Below are 15,885 nucleotides of genomic sequence, written 5' to 3'. Positions count from 1 at the left end.
CGGCCCTTCTCAGCCCGCCGTTTTCGCCTGCCAGGCCTTGATCGCCTCGTCGAACACCTTCTCGCCGGGAATGCCCTTTTCCATGGTCAGTAGCGCCCGCCGTCCGGTCTTGTAGACGACCGGCACGTCGATCCAGTCCTGGCCGCGCAGCAAGGTCATGTTGGCGTCTTCGTCGGCCTTGGTGTCGTTGAGCGCGACGAGGAAGAAACCGTCGGCGATCTTGGCCGGAATGCCGATCAGCGGGCTGCCGGCGTCCTGTTCCGAACTCTTCATGGCGACGCGCAGGATGTTGTCGACACCGCCGCCCTCGAAACCGTCGGGCGTCAGGAAGATCATCTCGATGATATGGCTGGCCGGCAAGGTCTGGTCGGTGTTGCGGCGGATGGTCATGCGCAACTGGATGTCCTTGCCGGGAATGGTTGCCTCGGCGCGGATCGCCGGCTCCGGCGGCAGGTCGCCACCGGGCGATTCCTGCACCAGCGACCAGACGATGTTGCCGGGCTCCGCCGAACCCTGGGCAGTGCTGGTGCGCTCTTCATAGAAGATCGCCTTCTGGCCGACCGGCAGAGCGGTCTCCGCGGGCGCGGCCGCCGGCGCGGGCGGCGCAGCACCTGCTGCTGCGGGCGGTGTGGCGGCAGCATCGGCCGGCGCTGCCGGGGCAGCTCCGTTGGCAGGCGGTGTTGCGGGGGCAGCACCTGCCGCCGGAGGCGTAGTCGCGGCAGGCGTGCCGGCGGCCGGTGCGGAAATCGCCGGCGCGTTGGTCGCCGAGGGCGGCGTGGTCAGCGCGGCGACCGATTCGCCTTCGCCGATGCCGCTTTGTCCGCCGGCCGGGCCGGGATCGACTTCACTGCCCTGCGGCGTCAGCCGCTGGGTGAATTTCGTGCTTTCGGCTTCCGTGCCGCCAGCTGCGGGCGGCGTTGCCGCCGCATCGGTTGCCGGCTTGGCCGGCGCCGGCTTCACGGGCTCGGTCTTCGCGACCTGGTTGCCGCCAAGCCCCAGCATCTTGCCGAAAGCGTCCTTGTTCAGCCAGATGCCGTAACCGCCGCCGGCAACGACCAGCAGCGCGACGACAGCGGCGATCAGCCCGCCATAGCTGCGCTTGCGCTCGGCGGGACGCAGGCGCTGGAAGGTGTCCGACACCGGCTCTTCGTTGCTGGAAAAGACATAAGCCCCGTCGTCCGCTTCCTCAGCGTCCATGCCTGGAAGAGGCGTTTCGGCTGGCTGGGACGGTGCGGCTGCGGGCTTCCAGCTTGGCTCGACCTTGGCGGCAGGGGGCGGCGCGGGTTGATGAGGTTCGGGCTTGGCGGCGGGCGGTGCTGGCCAGACCGATTCCGCCTTCGCCGGTTGCCGTGTATGGCTCGGCTGGTTCTTGTTGCGATCGATCGAGGAAAAGATGTGTTCCAGTTCCGCGAGCGGGTCGGTCTCCGGCACGCTCTTGGCATAGTCCCGCTCGACGCTCGCGATGGCGTCTTCCAGACCGCGTTTCTGCTTGGCGACATCCTCCGGCGAAAGCGGCGGATCACGCTGCGCAATCTTCGCTGCGATTGTAGAGCGGGCCTTGTCGTAGACTTTCGCCCGCATCTCTGGCGACTGATCACGGAGACCGTCTATCGCTTTCTTCAGAACAAAACCGAAATCTGCCATGCTTCAGTCGACCTGTATTTTGTTTCCGCGCCGGCCCCCGCAAATCAGCCGCGATGCCCGGAAAGGCTTCAGAAACTAGTCTTGAAACGGATCGGTCACAAGTATCGTGTCGTCGCGTTCCGGGCTGGTGGAAAGGAGCGCGACCGGGGCACCGATCAGTTCCTCGATATAGCGGACATACTTGACCGCCTGGGCCGGCAGATCGTTCCAGCTGCGCGCGCCGGCAGTGGTGCCTTTCCAGCCCTCGAGCGTCTCGTAGACCGGCTCGACACGTGCCTGCGCGCCCTGGCTGGCCGGCAGATAGTCGATCATCTCGCCGTCGAGGCGGTAACCGGTGCAGACCTTGATCTCGTCCAGCCCGTCGAGCACGTCGAGCTTGGTCAGCGCGATGCCCTTGATGCCGTTGACGGCAACAGCCTGGCGCACCAGCACCGCGTCGAACCAACCGCAGCGACGCTTGCGCCCGGTGACGACGCCGAATTCATGGCCGCGCGTACCGAGGAATTCGCCGATCTCGTTCTTCTGCTCGGTCGGGAACGGACCTTCGCCGACGCGCGTCGTATAGGCCTTGGTGATGCCCAGCACATAGCCGATGGCGCCCGGGCCGACGCCGGAGCCGGCGGCAGCCTGTCCGGCCACAGTGTTCGACGAGGTGACGAACGGATAGGTGCCGTGGTCGATATCGAGCAGCGTGCCTTGCGCGCCCTCGAACAGGATGCGCTCGCCGGCCCGGCGCTTGTCGTCGAGGATTTTCCAGACCCGGTCCATATAGGGCAGGATCTCGTGCGCGACGGACGTCAGCTCCTGCATGATCGCATCATGCGTGACTTCCGCATGGCCAAGCCCGCGACGCAGCGCATTGTGGTGCGTCAGCAGCCTGTCGACCTTCAAGGGCAGCGTTTCCAAATCCGCCAAATCCATCACCCTGACCGCGCGCCGGCCCACCTTGTCCTCGTAGGCGGGACCGATCCCTCGACGGGTCGTGCCAATCTTCGTTCCGGAATTGGAGGCGGCGTCCTCGCGGAATCCGTCCAGTTCCCGATGCAGGGACAGGATAAGCGCTGTGTTTTCGGCTATTTTCAGGCGATCCGGCGTCACCTCGACGCCTTGCGCCTTGAGCTTGGCCACTTCGGCAACGAAAGCGTGCGGGTCGAAAACGACGCCGTTGCCGATGATGGACAACTTGCCCTGGCGCACGACGCCCGACGGAAGCAACGACAATTTGTAGACCTTGCCATCGACGACCAACGTGTGGCCGGCATTGTGGCCGCCCTGGAAACGCACCACGACATCGGCCCGCTCCGACAGCCAGTCGACGATCTTGCCCTTGCCTTCGTCGCCCCATTGCGAGCCGACGACCACCACATTGGCCATGTTTCTTTTCCCTTGAGACGCCGCCAAGCGGCTTGGATATGGTTCGAAACGACAGGCCTCTATAACGTCAAGACCTCGCGAGCGCGACCTTTCTTTGCCGCCGAAAATGCCCTGAGGCACAACAATTTTCGGCTTTGACATCATTTACTTGGGCGGACAGGGACAATAGGCCGATAAACACCGCGGCCCCGCGGCCGGAATCCCGCGATGCATCGAAGCGCCTACATATTCCTGCTGCTCACCACCTTGCTGTGGGGTGGCAACTCGGTGGCCGGCAAGCTGGCGGTCGATCACGTCTCGCCAATGACGCTCGTCTTCCTGCGCTGGGTGCTGGCCGTGGCGATCATGCTGCCGATGGGCTGGAAGACAATACGCAAGGGCTGGCCGGTGGTGCGCAAGCACTGGCTCGTGCTGGCAGCTCTCGGCGCCAGCGGCTTCGCCTTGTTCAACACAATCTTCTACACGGCGCTCAACTACACGACAGCGATCAACGTCTCCATCGAACAGGCGGCGATGCCGATCCTGATCATCGTCGCCAATTTCGTCTTCTTCCACTTCCACCTGCGTGTGAACTGGGCGCAGATTGTCGGCGTCGTGCTGACAATCGCCGGCGTGATCCTCACCGCCTGCCACGGCGACCCACGCCGGCTGTTGACGCTTGAGCTCAATTTCGGCGACGCCATCATGCTGGTCGCCGTGTTTCTCTACAGCGGCTATTCCGTCGGGCTGCGGCTGAAGCTGGTGATGCATTGGCAGAGCCTGATGCTGGCCCTGTCGGTTGCCGCACTCGTCACCTCGCTGCCGTTTTTCCTGTGGGAGGTCGCTGCCGGCAAGGTCATCGTGCCCGACGCGCGTGGCTGGACAATTATCGTCTATACCGCGATCGGCGCCTCGGTCGTCTCGCAGATATTCTATATCAGGGGCAACGAACTGATCGGCGCCAACCGCGCCGGCCTGTTCATCAATCTGGTGCCGATCTTCGGCACGCTGCTGTCGGTGCTGATCGTCGGCGAGACGTTCCAGCTTTACCAGGCACTGGCTTTGGTGCTCGTGCTGGGCGGCATCGGACTTGCCGAATACAGCGGGCGCAAGATGGCGATCCAGCCATCCGCCAGGACAGGTTGAACGAAAAAGGCGCGGGCCAGGCCGCGCCTTTCGATCTTTCGCAAGAAGTCCGGGATCACATCGCGTTGACGTCGAACTGCAGCCTCTTGGCCGAGTCGATCGACTTGTGCGCCCGCACCTGTTCCAGCACCTTTTCCGGGAACGGCGCATCGAGATAGAGCAGCGCGATCGCGTCGCCGCCCGGCCGGTTACGGCCGAGCTGGAAGTTGGCGATGTTGACGCCGTTCTCGCCGCAGACCGTGCCGAGCAGGCCGATGATGCCCGGCGCGTCGGCATTGGTCGTGTAGAGCATGTGCTGGCCGACCTCGGCGTCGAGATTGATGGCCCTTGATCTGGATGAAACGCGGCTTGCCGTCGGAGAAGCAGGTGCCGGCGATCGAGCGCGTCCTGTGCTCGGTCGTCACCGTCAGCTTGATGTAGCCGTCGAACACGCCCGACTTGTCGCGCTTGACTTCGGCGACGATGATGCCGCGCTCCTTCACCATGATCGGCGCCGACACCATGTTGACGTCGGAGACCTGTGGCCGGATCAGCCCGGCAAGCGTGGCGCTGATCAGCGCGCGCGTATTCATTGTCGCCGTCGAGCCGTCGAACAGGATCTCGACCTCCTTGATCGGGTCTTCGGTGACCTGGCCGACAAAGGCGCCGAGCACTTCGGCGAGCTTGACGAAGGGCTTCAGCCGCGGTGCTTCCTCGGCGGTGATCGACGGCATGTTGATGGCGTTGGAAACGGCGCCCTTGATCAGATAATCGGACATCTGCTCGGCAACCTGCAGCGCGACATTCTCTTGCGCTTCCGCTGTCGAGGCGCCGAGATGCGGCGTTGCCACCACGTTTTCCATGCCGAACAGCTCGTTGTTCTCGGCCGGTTCGACCTCGAACACGTCGACGCCGGCGCCCGCCACCTTGCCGCTCTTCAGCGCCGCGACCAGGTCGGCCTCGACGATCAGCCCGCCGCGGGCGCAGTTGATGATGCGGACGCCCTTTTTCATCTTGGCGATAGCCGCCGCATCGATGATGTTGCGCGTCTTGTCGGTCAGCGGCGTGTGCAGCGTGATGAAATCGGCGCGGGCGAAAAGCTCATCCAGCTCAACCTTGTCGACACCGAGTTCCTCGGCACGCTTGTCCGACAGGAATGGGTCGAAGGCGATGACATGCATCTTCAGTCCGACGCCGCGCGTCGCGACGATCGAGCCGATGTTGCCGCAGCCGATGACGCCCAGCGTCTTGCCGGTGATCTCGACGCCCATGAAGCGGTTCTTCTCCCATTTGCCGGCATGGGTAGAAGCGTTGGCTTCCGGAATCTGGCGGGCAAGCGCGAAGATCATCGCCACCGCATGTTCGGCTGTCGTGATCGAATTGCCGAAGGGCGTGTTCATCACGATGATGCCCTTGCGGCTAGCCGCCGGGATGTCGACATTGTCGACACCGATGCCGGCGCGGCCGATGACTTTGAGATTTGTGGCGGCGTTGATCAGCTTTTCGGTGACCTTGGTGGCCGAGCGGATGGCGAGGCCATCATACTGGCCGATAACTTCGAGCAGCTTTTCTTTGTCCTTGCCCAGATCGGGCAGATAGTCGACCTCGATGCCGCGATCCTTGAATATCTGCACGGCGGTGGGAGAAAGTTTGTCTGAGACGAGAACGCGGGGCGCCATGGCGGCCTCCTTGAAATGGATTTGATCCTGATGGGAATGGGCGGCCCGGAGGCCGCCGCGAATGATCTCAGGCCGCTGCTTTCAGCGATGCCTTCTGCGCGGCGAAGGCCCAGTCGAGCCAGGGCAGCAGCGCTTCGAGATCTGATGTCTCGACCGTGGCGCCGCACCAGACACGCAGGCCGGGCGGTGCGTCGCGATAGGCGCCGATATCGTAGGCGACACCTTCCTTGTCGAGCACCGACACCAGTCCCTTGGCAAAAGCCGCCTGCCCGTCGGCATCGAGCGCCACCACATCCGGATCGGTGAAGGACAGGCAGACGGACGTGTTCGACCGCGTCGCCGGCAGGGTGGCGAGATGACCGAGCCATGAGGACTTGCCGACAAAGCGATCAAGGACGGCGGCATTGGCATCCGCCCTGGCGATCAGCGCATCGAGGCCACCGATCGACTTCGCCCAGTTGAGCGCATCGAGATAATCTTCAACGCACAGCATCGAGGGCGTGTTGATGGTCTCGCCCTTGAAGATGCCCTCGATCAACTTGCCGCCCGAGGTCAGCCGGAAGATTTTCGGCAGCGGCCACGAAGGCTTGTAGGTCTCCAGCCGCTCGACGGCGCGTGGGCTGAGTATGAGCATGCCGTGTGCGCCCTCACCGCCCAGCACCTTCTGCCAGGAGAAGGTGACGACATCGAGTTTTTCGAAATCGAGCCTCTGTGCGAAGGCGGCCGAAGTCGCGTCGCAGATGGTCAGGCCCTTGCGGTCCGCGGGAATGAAATCGCCGTTCGGCACACGCACGCCGGACGTGGTCCCGTTCCAGGTGAAGACCACATCGCGGTCGAAATCGATCTTTGTGAGGTCCGGCAGTTCGCCATAGCCGGCTTCGATCTTGCGCACGTCGGCGAGCTTCAGTTGCTTGACCACGTCGGTGACCCAGCCGGAGCCAAAGCTCTCCCAGGCGACCATGTCGACGCCGCGCTCGCCGAGCAGCGACCACAGCGCCATCTCGACGGCGCCGGTGTCCGACGCCGGCACGATGCCGATGCGGTAACCCGCCGGAACCTGGAGAATGTCCCGCGTCAGCGCGATCGCCTGTTCGAGCTTGGTCTTGCCAATCTTGGCGCGGTGGGAACGACCGAGCGCGGCATTGTTCAGCGCCTCGACCGACCAGCCGGGGCGTTTTGCGCAGGGACCTGAGGAAAAATTGGGGTTTGCCGGACGGAGTCCGGGCTTCGTATGCGTCGTCATCGTGGTCTATCCTTCCAGATAGTGGCCCCTCGTTGGGGAGGGGTGGCCCACGGACGGCGATATGCGTTCAGGCTTCAGGCGTCAAGAGGAAAGTTTTTGTCGCTGGTGGGATACAGGCGATCCGTGATCAGGATGTCGTGACCTCAAACGCAAACGGCGGACCGAAGAGATCCGCCGTCCTCCTGATCCTTGTGCTCGCGGCGCCTACCAGAGATCGTAGCGCAGTCCGAGCTTGACCTGATGGTTGCTGATACCCTTGTGGATCGAAAAGGTAGTCAGGTTCTGGGCGGTCGCATATTCGGCGTCGGGGGCGGAAAAATACTGATAGCCCAGATCCACGGAGACATTCTTCGACACCTGGTAGGCAAGGCCGGCATTCAGTGTATAGGCCAGGGAGAACCGGGTCTTGTCGTCCTGCAGCTCAAAATCGTCGGTGGGGTCACCGTTGACGGTGAGATAGCTCGCCGAAAGCTTGCGCGTGCTCTGGACGATACCGACACCCGCGCCGAGATAGGGCGTGATTCCGACATAGGTGCCAAGATCGACATAGCCGTTGAGTATACCCGAGAAGGCATAGTTCTTCAGGGACGCCGATGCCACGGTCGGCTGTAATGAAGTCGCTGAATTGTCATAGCCGACACTGACCTTGTTGCCGGGCAGATAGCCGAGGTTGAGATCGGCGCGCAGATAGTCGTTGAAATGGTAGCCGAAGCCGATGCTGGCAAAGATGGGATCTTCTTTGTCGCTGAAGTTCGCCGGCGCGAAACTAAAATCGCTCTTGAAGTTCTTTTGCGGCAGAAAGGAAACATCGCCGCGCAGATACCAGCCGGAGCCGACCTCGACCGGCACATAATCGGGCGCTTGGTCGACATAGACCGGCGGGTCGTAATCGGCCGCGTGCACGGGCGTCAGCGGTGCGAGGGCGAGTGCGACAAGCGCCATACGCAATGTGAGTTTCATGGTCCCCGACTCCCGAATTTGGCGCCGCAAGCAATCGCAACGGCAGCCATCGTTTCAAGGAGCATTGTTAACCATAGTGGTTAAGTGCCGGTTAAGGCTAACAGAGCGTTAGCAGATTGATTTCCAATAATTTCATCCGAAACGCACAAACGAAAACCGCCCGGTCGATGCCGGGCGGTTCGCAGACTTCAAGCAGTACAAGCGTTACTTGGTGTAGATCGGCTCGGGTTCGGGCTGGTAGGCCACGACCGGCGCGGCGCAACCATTGTTGCCACCGAACTGATAGCGCAGGCCACCGCGCACTTCGTGCGTGTTGATGCCACGGTCGAAGCCGGGGCCGGAGCTGCTCACATCCCATTCGAACATGCGGCCACCCTGGATATGGGAGAAGCGGTAGCCTGCATCGAGGATGATCTTGTCGGTCAGGCAGTAGGAAGCGCCGGCCATCAGAGCGTAGGCGAAACGCCAGTTGGACGCTCCCGGATTGGTCTCGGTGGTGTTCGGGTCGTAGACAGTATCCCACTTGACGCGTGCGCCGCCGATGCCGGCACCGACATAGGGCGTGATGCCGTGATAGGTGCCGATATCGACATAGGCGTTGGCCAGCAGCAGCAAGGCGCTCATTTTCGACACTTCGGTCGATGTTCCGTTGATATCCGAGGTGCCGCCGTTGAAGTTCGACTTGAACCAGTAGTCGGCGGTCAGATCGGTACGGAAGTGGTCGTTGATCTTGTAGCCGACGCCGGCGCCGAGCGAGAAGCCGCCTTTGAGCTTGCCGAAGTCGAAACTTCTGGTGCCGGGCGTGACCGAACAGTTACAGGGATCGACGGTGTAGGTCATATAGTCGATGCCGCGCACGGTCGACTTGTGATAGTCGATGTCGCCGCGGATGTACCAGCCGCCGACTTCGGCCGGCTGCTCGTAGACAGCCTGAGGCGGAGCCTCTTCGACCACCGGCTCCGGCAGGTCGGCTGCGAACAACGGTCCTGCCAGGCTCGCGAACAGTAAGGCGAGCAGGACCTTTCTTGCTGTATTGAACATGCTTGTCACCCCTGAGAAGCTCGGAACGGCGAACCCGCCCGAAATGCGATTGGCTTTCAGTCGTGGATAATGAATTGCAAAGGTTAAAAGGCGTTTAACCCTGTTGCTTAACCACGAATCTCTAAACTTCGACGAGTCGGTGCGCGGTTTTCGGAAATCCTGAAGCACCCGCCGGCCAACGAAAAAAGCCCGCCAGGAGGGCGGGCTTTGAACCTGTTAAATGCGGCGAAGCCCTGCCGGGCGCGCCGAGCGACGCCCTGCCGGGCGCTGGGGATCAGGCGGCGCTGCGCGTTTCCGAGATGACGTCGACGATACCGTTGACGACGGACTCGACCAGTTGCGGGTCGTCGCCCTCGGCCATCACGCGGATCAGCGGCTCTGTGCCGGAGGGCCGGATAACCAGCCGCCCGGCCGTGCCGAGGCGGTGACGGGCATCTTCGATGGCTGCCTTGACCGGCGCTTCCTCGAGCGGCTTGCCGCCGGAAATATGGACGTTCTTGAGAAGCTGCGGCACCGGTTCGAATTTCTTCGACAATTCGCTGACCGGCCGCCCCTGCCGCTTGATGCAGGCCAGCACCTGCAGCGCCGAAACGAGACCGTCGCCGGTGGTCGAAAAGTCCGACAGCACGATATGGCCCGATTGTTCGCCGCCGACATTCAGCCCATGCGCGCGCATATGTTCGACGACATATCGGTCGCCGACCTTGGTGCGGTGCAGTTGCAGCTTCATGCCGCCGAGGAAGCGCTCGAGACCGAGATTGGACATGACCGTCGAAACGACGCCGCCGCCCGCCAGCCGCCCGCTCTGGTGCCAGGACTCGGCAATCAGCGCCATGATCTGGTCGCCATCGACGATCGCCCCGTTTTCATCGACGATGACGACGCGATCGGCATCGCCATCGAGCGCGATGCCGATATCGGCGCGCACTTCGTGCACCTTCTTCTGCAGGCCGGCGGGATGGGTCGAACCGCATTCCTTGTTGATGTTGAAGCCGTTGGGTTCGACGTTGATGGCAACGACTTCGGCACCCAGTTCCCACAGCGCCTCGGGCGCCACCTTGTAGGCCGCGCCATTGGCGCAATCGACGACGATCCTCAAGCCGGAGAGTGACATTGAGCGCGGCAAGGTGCGCTTGGCGAATTCGATGTAGCGATCATGCACACCATCGACGCGCTTGGCGCGGCCAAGCCCGTCGGAATCGGCGAGCGCCAGTTCGATATCCTTGTCGAGCATGCTCTCGATGCGCTCCTCGATCTCGTCGGAGAGCTTGTAGCCGTCGGGTCCGAACAGCTTGATGCCGTTGTCGTAGTAGGGATTGTGCGAAGCCGAGATCATGACGCCGATATCGGCGCGCAGCGAACGCACCAGCATGGCAACCGCCGGCGTCGGGATCGGGCCGAGCAGGAACACGTCCATGCCGGCGGCACAGAGACCGGCGACCATGGCATTCTCGATCATATAGCCGGAAAGCCTGGTGTCCTTGCCGAGCACGACGCGGTGGCGATGGCTGCCACGCTGGAAGGAGAGGCCGGCGGCCATGCCGACCCGCATCGCGATTTCAGCGGTCATCGGAAACTTGTTGGCGCGCCCGCGAATGCCGTCCGTGCCGAAATAATTCCCTGCCATGCTAGCCAGTTTCCTCGACGTTTCTTCCCCGGCACGTCATGCCACAATTGGCCAGGGCGCTATGATCACATTGTGTGATTATATGTTACCAATCCTTAGAAAATCATTGTTGTGCACTGCACACAACATGGCTGCAGCCCAACATGCTGAGACTGCCATGCTGCAATATACCAGACATGCAAGCCTTTCAGTACAGATGCACCTGGAAATTCTTGCCCTGAAGCCGGCAACGGGCAACGATTTCATCACCTTATCGGGAGAAGCCAGCCTTCGGCGATATATACGCCACTTAGCATCTGGCGCAACCGATCGTTGAGCGTTATTGATTCGCAGGGACGTATCATGGGCTGCTGCAACGGAGAAACGCTATGCTCATCCACCGACTTGCCACTTTGACCGGCCTCGCCGTCGCGACCTTGTTCCTGGCCGCGCCAGCCAACGCACTGACGATGGCCGAGTGCAGCACGAAGTACAACGCCGCCAAGGATGCGGGAACACTTGCCGGGGCGACCTGGAACCAGTTCCGCAAGGCCCAGTGCGGCACCGACGCCGCGGCCACGACCGACGCCAAGCCGGCCGACACCAAGAAAGCCGCCGACACCAAAAAGGCTGCCGAGACGAAACCGGCCAAGGCGGCCAAGGCAGCCGCTGCGGCGGACGACAGCACGGCCAAGGGCCTGACGGCGAAGGAATGCAGCACCAAGTACCAGGCGGCGAAGGCTGCCGGTACGCTGAACGGCATGAAGTGGAACGACTTCCGCAAGTCCGAATGCGCCGCCGGTGCATCCGCCGCTGCCACCGCCAAGCCGGCAACCACCAAGGCTGCCGCGGCTCCCGCCGACGGCAAGGGTCTGAGCATGGCCGAATGCAGCACCAAGTATCAAGCTGCCAAGACGGCCAACACGCTGAAAGGCATGAAGTGGAACGACTTCCGCAAGACCGAATGCGGCGCCGGCGCATCGGATGACGACACCGTGCCAGCCGCCGACGAGGCGAGCTACACCAAGGAGCCGGCGAAGCCGACGACGGCTGCGCCCAAGGGCGTCACTTTCCCGTCTGCGATCTCGCCGAAATATGCCAGCGAGACCCCCGGAAAAGGCCGCATGCATACTTGCCTCGACCAGTACTATGCCCTCAAGGACGCCAATGCGCTTGGCGGCCTGAAGTGGATCCAGAAGGGCGGCGGCTTCTACAGCCTGTGCAACGCCAAGCTGAAGAGCTGATCGACACCAACATCTGAACAAGAAAAGGCCCGCGAACCGCAAGGTTCGCGGGCCTTTTTCTTGGGCGTCGTTCAGGACAGGCCGTTTGCTGGGAGGCGCCATCGGCAAAGCTGCCAATCTCCCCCATCGTGGGGGTTGAGGAGTGGTCCGCGTAGCGGACGGAAAGCCAATTGCTTGGCTTTCCGAACGACGAACGTCCGGCAGGGCTGAGGGGGCGCGAAGGATCGCGGCCTTGCTCTAGTCTGGTTTCCTTGCATTCACGAAAGCTGGGAGAGGGTGGCTCAAGGAATCGAGCGGCAAGAGGGATCGTCCGCCGCCGGAAGGCCTAAACTTGATTTGTCGGCGGGACAGCGCCCCCTCTGTCCTGCCGGACATCTCCCCCACACGGGGGGAGATTGGCTGCCGCGCCGGCTTTCGCCAATCGCAAAACAATCTTCGCAGACGCAAGTCTCGGATAGCTTGGCAGTCCTCCCTGACCCAAACAAAAACGCCGCGGACCATGCCGCGGCGTTTCTAAAATCAACTTGCTTGGTCGAACTCAGCTCGACGGCTGCGGTTCCATGCCGCCTTCGGGCTCCGGCCCCTTCTTGCGCCGGCCGCCGGACTTCGGCACGGCCGAGCCACGGCTCGGCGGCGTGTCGTCACCAAGGTCGCGCGCGGGCTTGTGGCCGGCGATCAGCTGCTTGATCTCCTCGCCGGACAGCGTCTCGTACTCCAGCAGGCCCTGCGCCAGCGCGATCCATTCCTTCTTCTTCTTGGTCAGGATGGACTTCGCCGACGAATAGGCCTCGTCGATCAAACGGCGCACTTCGGCATCGATGATCTGCGCCGTCTCTTCCGAGACGTTCTGCGTGCGCGCCACCGAATGGCCGAGGAACACTTCCTCCTGGTTGTCGCCGTAGGCGACATGGCCGAGCTTGTCGGAAAAGCCCCAGCGCGTGACCATGGCGCGGGCCAGCTTGGTCGCCTGCTCGATATCAGAAGAGGCGCCGGAGGTGATGTTCTCCTTGCCGAACTTGAACTCCTCGGCGACACGGCCGCCCATCATGATGGCGAGCCTGGAGATCATGTATTTGTAGCTCATCGAATAGCGGTCGCCTTCCGGCAACTGCATGACCATGCCGAGCGCACGGCCGCGCGGGATGATGGTGGCCTTGTGCAGCGGGTCGGCCGACGGCACGTTGAGCGCGAGGATAGCGTGGCCGGCCTCGTGGTAGGCGGTGAGCTCCTTCTCGGCCTGCGTCATGGCCGACGAACGACGCTCGGCGCCCATCATGATCTTGTCCTTGGCGTCCTCGAATTCGGCCATGGTGACGAGACGCTTGTTGCGGCGTGCCGCCATCAGCGCGGACTCGTTGACGAGGTTCATCAGGTCGGCGCCGGAGAAGCCCGGCGTACCGCGCGCGATCACCTTGAGGTCGACATTGGGCGCCAGCGGCACGTTGCGCACATGCACCTTGAGGATCTTCTCGCGGCCGACGATGTCGGGGTTCGGCACCACGACCTGGCGGTCGAAGCGGCCTGGCCTGAGCAGTGCCGGATCGAGCACGTCGGGCCGGTTCGTGGCAGCGATCAGGATGATGCTTTCGTTGGATTCGAAGCCGTCCATCTCGACCAGCAACTGGTTCAGCGTCTGCTCGCGTTCGTCATTGCCGCCGCCGAGGCCAGCGCCGCGATGACGGCCGACAGCATCGATTTCGTCGATGAAGATGATGCAGGGCGCGTTCTTCTTGGCCTGGTCGAACATGTCGCGGACGCGGCTTGCACCGACGCCGACGAACATCTCGACGAAGTCCGAACCGGAAATGGTGAAGAACGGCACATTGGCTTCGCCGGCGACCGAACGGGCGAGCAGCGTCTTGCCGGTTCCTGGAGGACCGACAAGCAGCACGCCGCGCGGGATCTTGCCGCCGAGCCGCTGGAACTTCTGCGGATCGCGCAGAAACTCGACAATCTCTTCCAGATCTTCCTTGGCTTCGTCGACGCCGGCAACGTCCTGGAAGGTGACGCGGCCATGCGCTTCGGTGAGCAGCTTGGCCTTCGACTTGCCGAAGCCCATGGCGCGCCCGGACCCGGACTGCATCTGGCGCATGAAGAATATCCAGACGCCGAGGATGAGGATCATCGGCAGCCATGAGATCAGATAGCCGAACAGCGAATTGGAACCGTCTGTTTCAGGCCGCGCGTTGATGGTAACGTTCTTGTCCTGCAGCCGCGAGACCAGCGACGGATCGCCGGGCGAATAGGTCTGGAAGCCGCTGGCATTGTCGGTGTAGGTGCCGCTGATGCGAGCGCCCGCGATGGTCACTGTCTTGACCCGGCCCGCCGCGACATCCTGCAGGAACTGCGAATAAGGCACATCGCTGGAAGCCCCTCGCGTCTGCGGCGTCTGGAACAGATTGAACAGGGCAATGAGCAGGACCGCTATGATCGCCCAGAGCGCGAGGTTGCGATAGTTCGGATTCATCAATTGTCCCGTTGGCGTCCGCAAGGCGGACACGCGTCATGAGAGGAAACTTGCGCCTAACATAGGGAGAGCGTCTCCCCTTGCCAAGCATAACAGCACGTCTGGGTTAAGCTTTCGCGCAACCATCAACCGGCACTGTGGCCGCTGAAAGGCAAGGGTGGAACCGGGGCCGCGCCAATCAGCGCAGCGATGGCCCGCGCCGGCGCCAGATCGAAGGACGGCAGGAAGCGGGCAAAGGGCGCAACGACCGGCCGCACCTCAACCATCGCGGACACCCCTCCATGCCCAGGCAAACCAAGGCATTCACCGGCCTGCCACAATGCCGGTTCGGCAGCGAGCGCGGCGCGCATCAGGCTCGGTGGGGTTTTTCCTTCACCCATCGCCAGCCGCTTCGCCGCTGCCCCGAATGGGGCAATCAACAATGCGCCGCTGCTGTCGTTCAATGTGATGTGCCGGCGGCCATCCCAGAGGGTGCTGCCGGTGGCGGCAGTGGCGGCAGGCAAGCCGCGCGCCTCGCGGCGCAGGAAGATGCCGGCGCGCCGGAAATCGACAACCGTCCGCGACAATGTGGCGCAAAGAAATCCGACCTTCAGCCGGCCGAACAGAGCCTCGCTGCGGGCTTGATCCGGCAGGAAGGCAATCCCGCCGGTCGTGGCCAGCAGGATGCGCAACGCATAGACGGCCGCCTGCTCGTCACCGGCGTTCAGCAAGCCCGGATCGAGACGAATGAGCCCGCCGGTCGGCTGGGCCGCGAAATCGCCGATCAGGCCTGCGGCAGTGAGGCCGAGTTGACTGCGCGCACGGCGTTCATGCGCGGCCAGCGCCAGTGCATCGTCGATGCGCCGCGCACCGTTGCCGTCGGCGAGGGCGGCCCGCATGCGCGGCCGCTCGAAAGCCTCGTCAACATTGGTCGGGTCGTCGGCCCAGCCGACATTTTGACGGCGCAGGACGTCGCGCAGCGCCGTGCGCCGCATGCCGAGAAGCGGCCGCACGATCCAGCTGCGCCAATCATACAAGGTGGCCGGCGCCATGCCGGCAAGTCCGCGGCCTGCCAGTTCGACAAGACCTCGGCCCTCGTTCCGCGCCAATCCTTCTTCGCGCCCTTGACGCATCAGCACCGTTTCCGCCTGGTCGTCGGCGGTATGGCCGGTGAGGATCAGGCCGATGCCTTGCGCTTGTGCCGCTTCAGCCAGCAACCGGTAGCGCTCTTCCCGTGCCGCGGCGGGCAGACCCGTCGACGGCTTGGGGCCCGACCATGTCATAATGCGGTGTGGAATTCCGAGTGTGGCGCACAGCTTGGCCACCGCTTGCGCCTCCGCTGCCGAACCGGACCGCAAGCCGTGATCGATCGTCACCGCCAGCAGCTTGGTTGCCGGCGCCGTGCGGTCGAGATGGTGTTTGAGAAGGAGGAGCAGGGCGGTCGAGTCGCTGCCGCCGGACACGGCCGCAACAGCGCCGCTGGTAAAATCGATATGCGAAAAAAGACTTGTCGGAAGATCCGGCTCGATGTCGAGCATAATGCA

At 63.0% G+C, this 15,885-nt stretch carries 10 protein-coding genes and 1 pseudogene; 2 read left to right on the top strand and 9 right to left on the bottom strand.

What is annotated here, in order from left to right; genetic code table 11:
* Positions 1–9 precede the first annotated feature (9 nt).
* Both ACZ89F_RS34745 and ACZ89F_RS34740 read right to left on the bottom strand, forming a co-directional pair.
* Positions 10–1,644 (bottom strand): hypothetical protein, encoded by a 1,635-nt coding sequence (locus ACZ89F_RS34745; RefSeq protein ID WP_476096716.1) that lies wholly within the window; start codon positions 1,642–1,644, stop codon positions 10–12.
* A gap of 75 nt (positions 1,645–1,719) precedes the next feature.
* A complete protein-coding gene (locus tag ACZ89F_RS34740; protein WP_126070881.1) occupies positions 1,720–3,018 on the bottom strand; it encodes an adenylosuccinate synthase in 1,299 nt (432 codons plus the stop codon).
* A gap of 207 nt (positions 3,019–3,225) precedes the next feature.
* On the opposite strand from ACZ89F_RS34740, the gene ACZ89F_RS34735 reads away from it, so the two are divergent.
* Positions 3,226–4,143, top strand: coding sequence for a DMT family transporter (locus ACZ89F_RS34735; RefSeq protein ID WP_476096715.1), 918 nt, complete (start codon positions 3,226–3,228; stop codon positions 4,141–4,143).
* Positions 4,144–4,198: 55 nt separating this feature from the next.
* Here ACZ89F_RS34735 and serA read toward each other — a convergent pair.
* The 5 genes and pseudogenes from serA to glmM all read right to left on the bottom strand — a co-directional run bounded on the left by serA (position 4,199) and on the right by glmM (position 10,672).
* Positions 4,199–5,801 (bottom strand): annotated as a pseudogene (gene serA, locus ACZ89F_RS34730) (phosphoglycerate dehydrogenase).
* A gap of 67 nt (positions 5,802–5,868) precedes the next feature.
* Positions 5,869–7,044: a phosphoserine transaminase gene (locus ACZ89F_RS34725; protein ID WP_476096714.1), complete on the bottom strand. Its 1,176-nt coding sequence runs from the start codon at positions 7,042–7,044 to the stop codon at positions 5,869–5,871.
* 204 nt (positions 7,045–7,248) lie between these two features.
* On the bottom strand, positions 7,249–8,004 hold the full coding sequence (locus ACZ89F_RS34720; protein ID WP_476096713.1) for an outer membrane protein: 756 nt from the start codon (positions 8,002–8,004) through the stop codon (positions 7,249–7,251).
* Between the two features lie 204 nt (positions 8,005–8,208).
* Positions 8,209–9,045 (bottom strand): outer membrane protein, encoded by an 837-nt coding sequence (locus tag ACZ89F_RS34715; RefSeq protein ID WP_476096712.1) that lies wholly within the window; start codon positions 9,043–9,045, stop codon positions 8,209–8,211.
* A 274-nt stretch (positions 9,046–9,319) separates the two neighbouring features.
* Entirely contained in the window at positions 9,320–10,672 is a 1,353-nt protein-coding gene (glmM, locus tag ACZ89F_RS34710) for a phosphoglucosamine mutase (RefSeq protein ID WP_476096711.1), read from the bottom strand.
* Positions 10,673–11,040: 368 nt separating this feature from the next.
* Between glmM and ACZ89F_RS34705 the strand changes: the two genes are divergently transcribed.
* Complete coding sequence (locus ACZ89F_RS34705) at positions 11,041–11,895, top strand: hypothetical protein (RefSeq protein ID WP_476096710.1); 855 nt, start codon at positions 11,041–11,043, stop codon at positions 11,893–11,895.
* Between the two features lie 538 nt (positions 11,896–12,433).
* Here ACZ89F_RS34705 and ftsH read toward each other — a convergent pair.
* Together ftsH and tilS are read right to left on the bottom strand one after the other, a co-directional pair.
* Positions 12,434–14,362: an ATP-dependent zinc metalloprotease FtsH gene (gene ftsH, locus ACZ89F_RS34700; RefSeq protein ID WP_023811859.1), complete on the bottom strand. Its 1,929-nt coding sequence runs from the start codon at positions 14,360–14,362 to the stop codon at positions 12,434–12,436.
* Between the two features lie 125 nt (positions 14,363–14,487).
* Complete coding sequence (gene tilS, locus ACZ89F_RS34695; RefSeq protein WP_476096709.1) at positions 14,488–15,879, bottom strand: tRNA lysidine(34) synthetase TilS; 1,392 nt, start codon at positions 15,877–15,879, stop codon at positions 14,488–14,490.
* Positions 15,880–15,885 lie beyond the last annotated feature (6 nt).

The sequence above is a fragment of the Mesorhizobium sp. USDA 3734 genome (assembly GCF_056279665.1).
The sequence above is the reverse complement of the archived record's forward strand: the minus strand, read 5'-3'. Positions and strand labels throughout refer to the sequence as shown.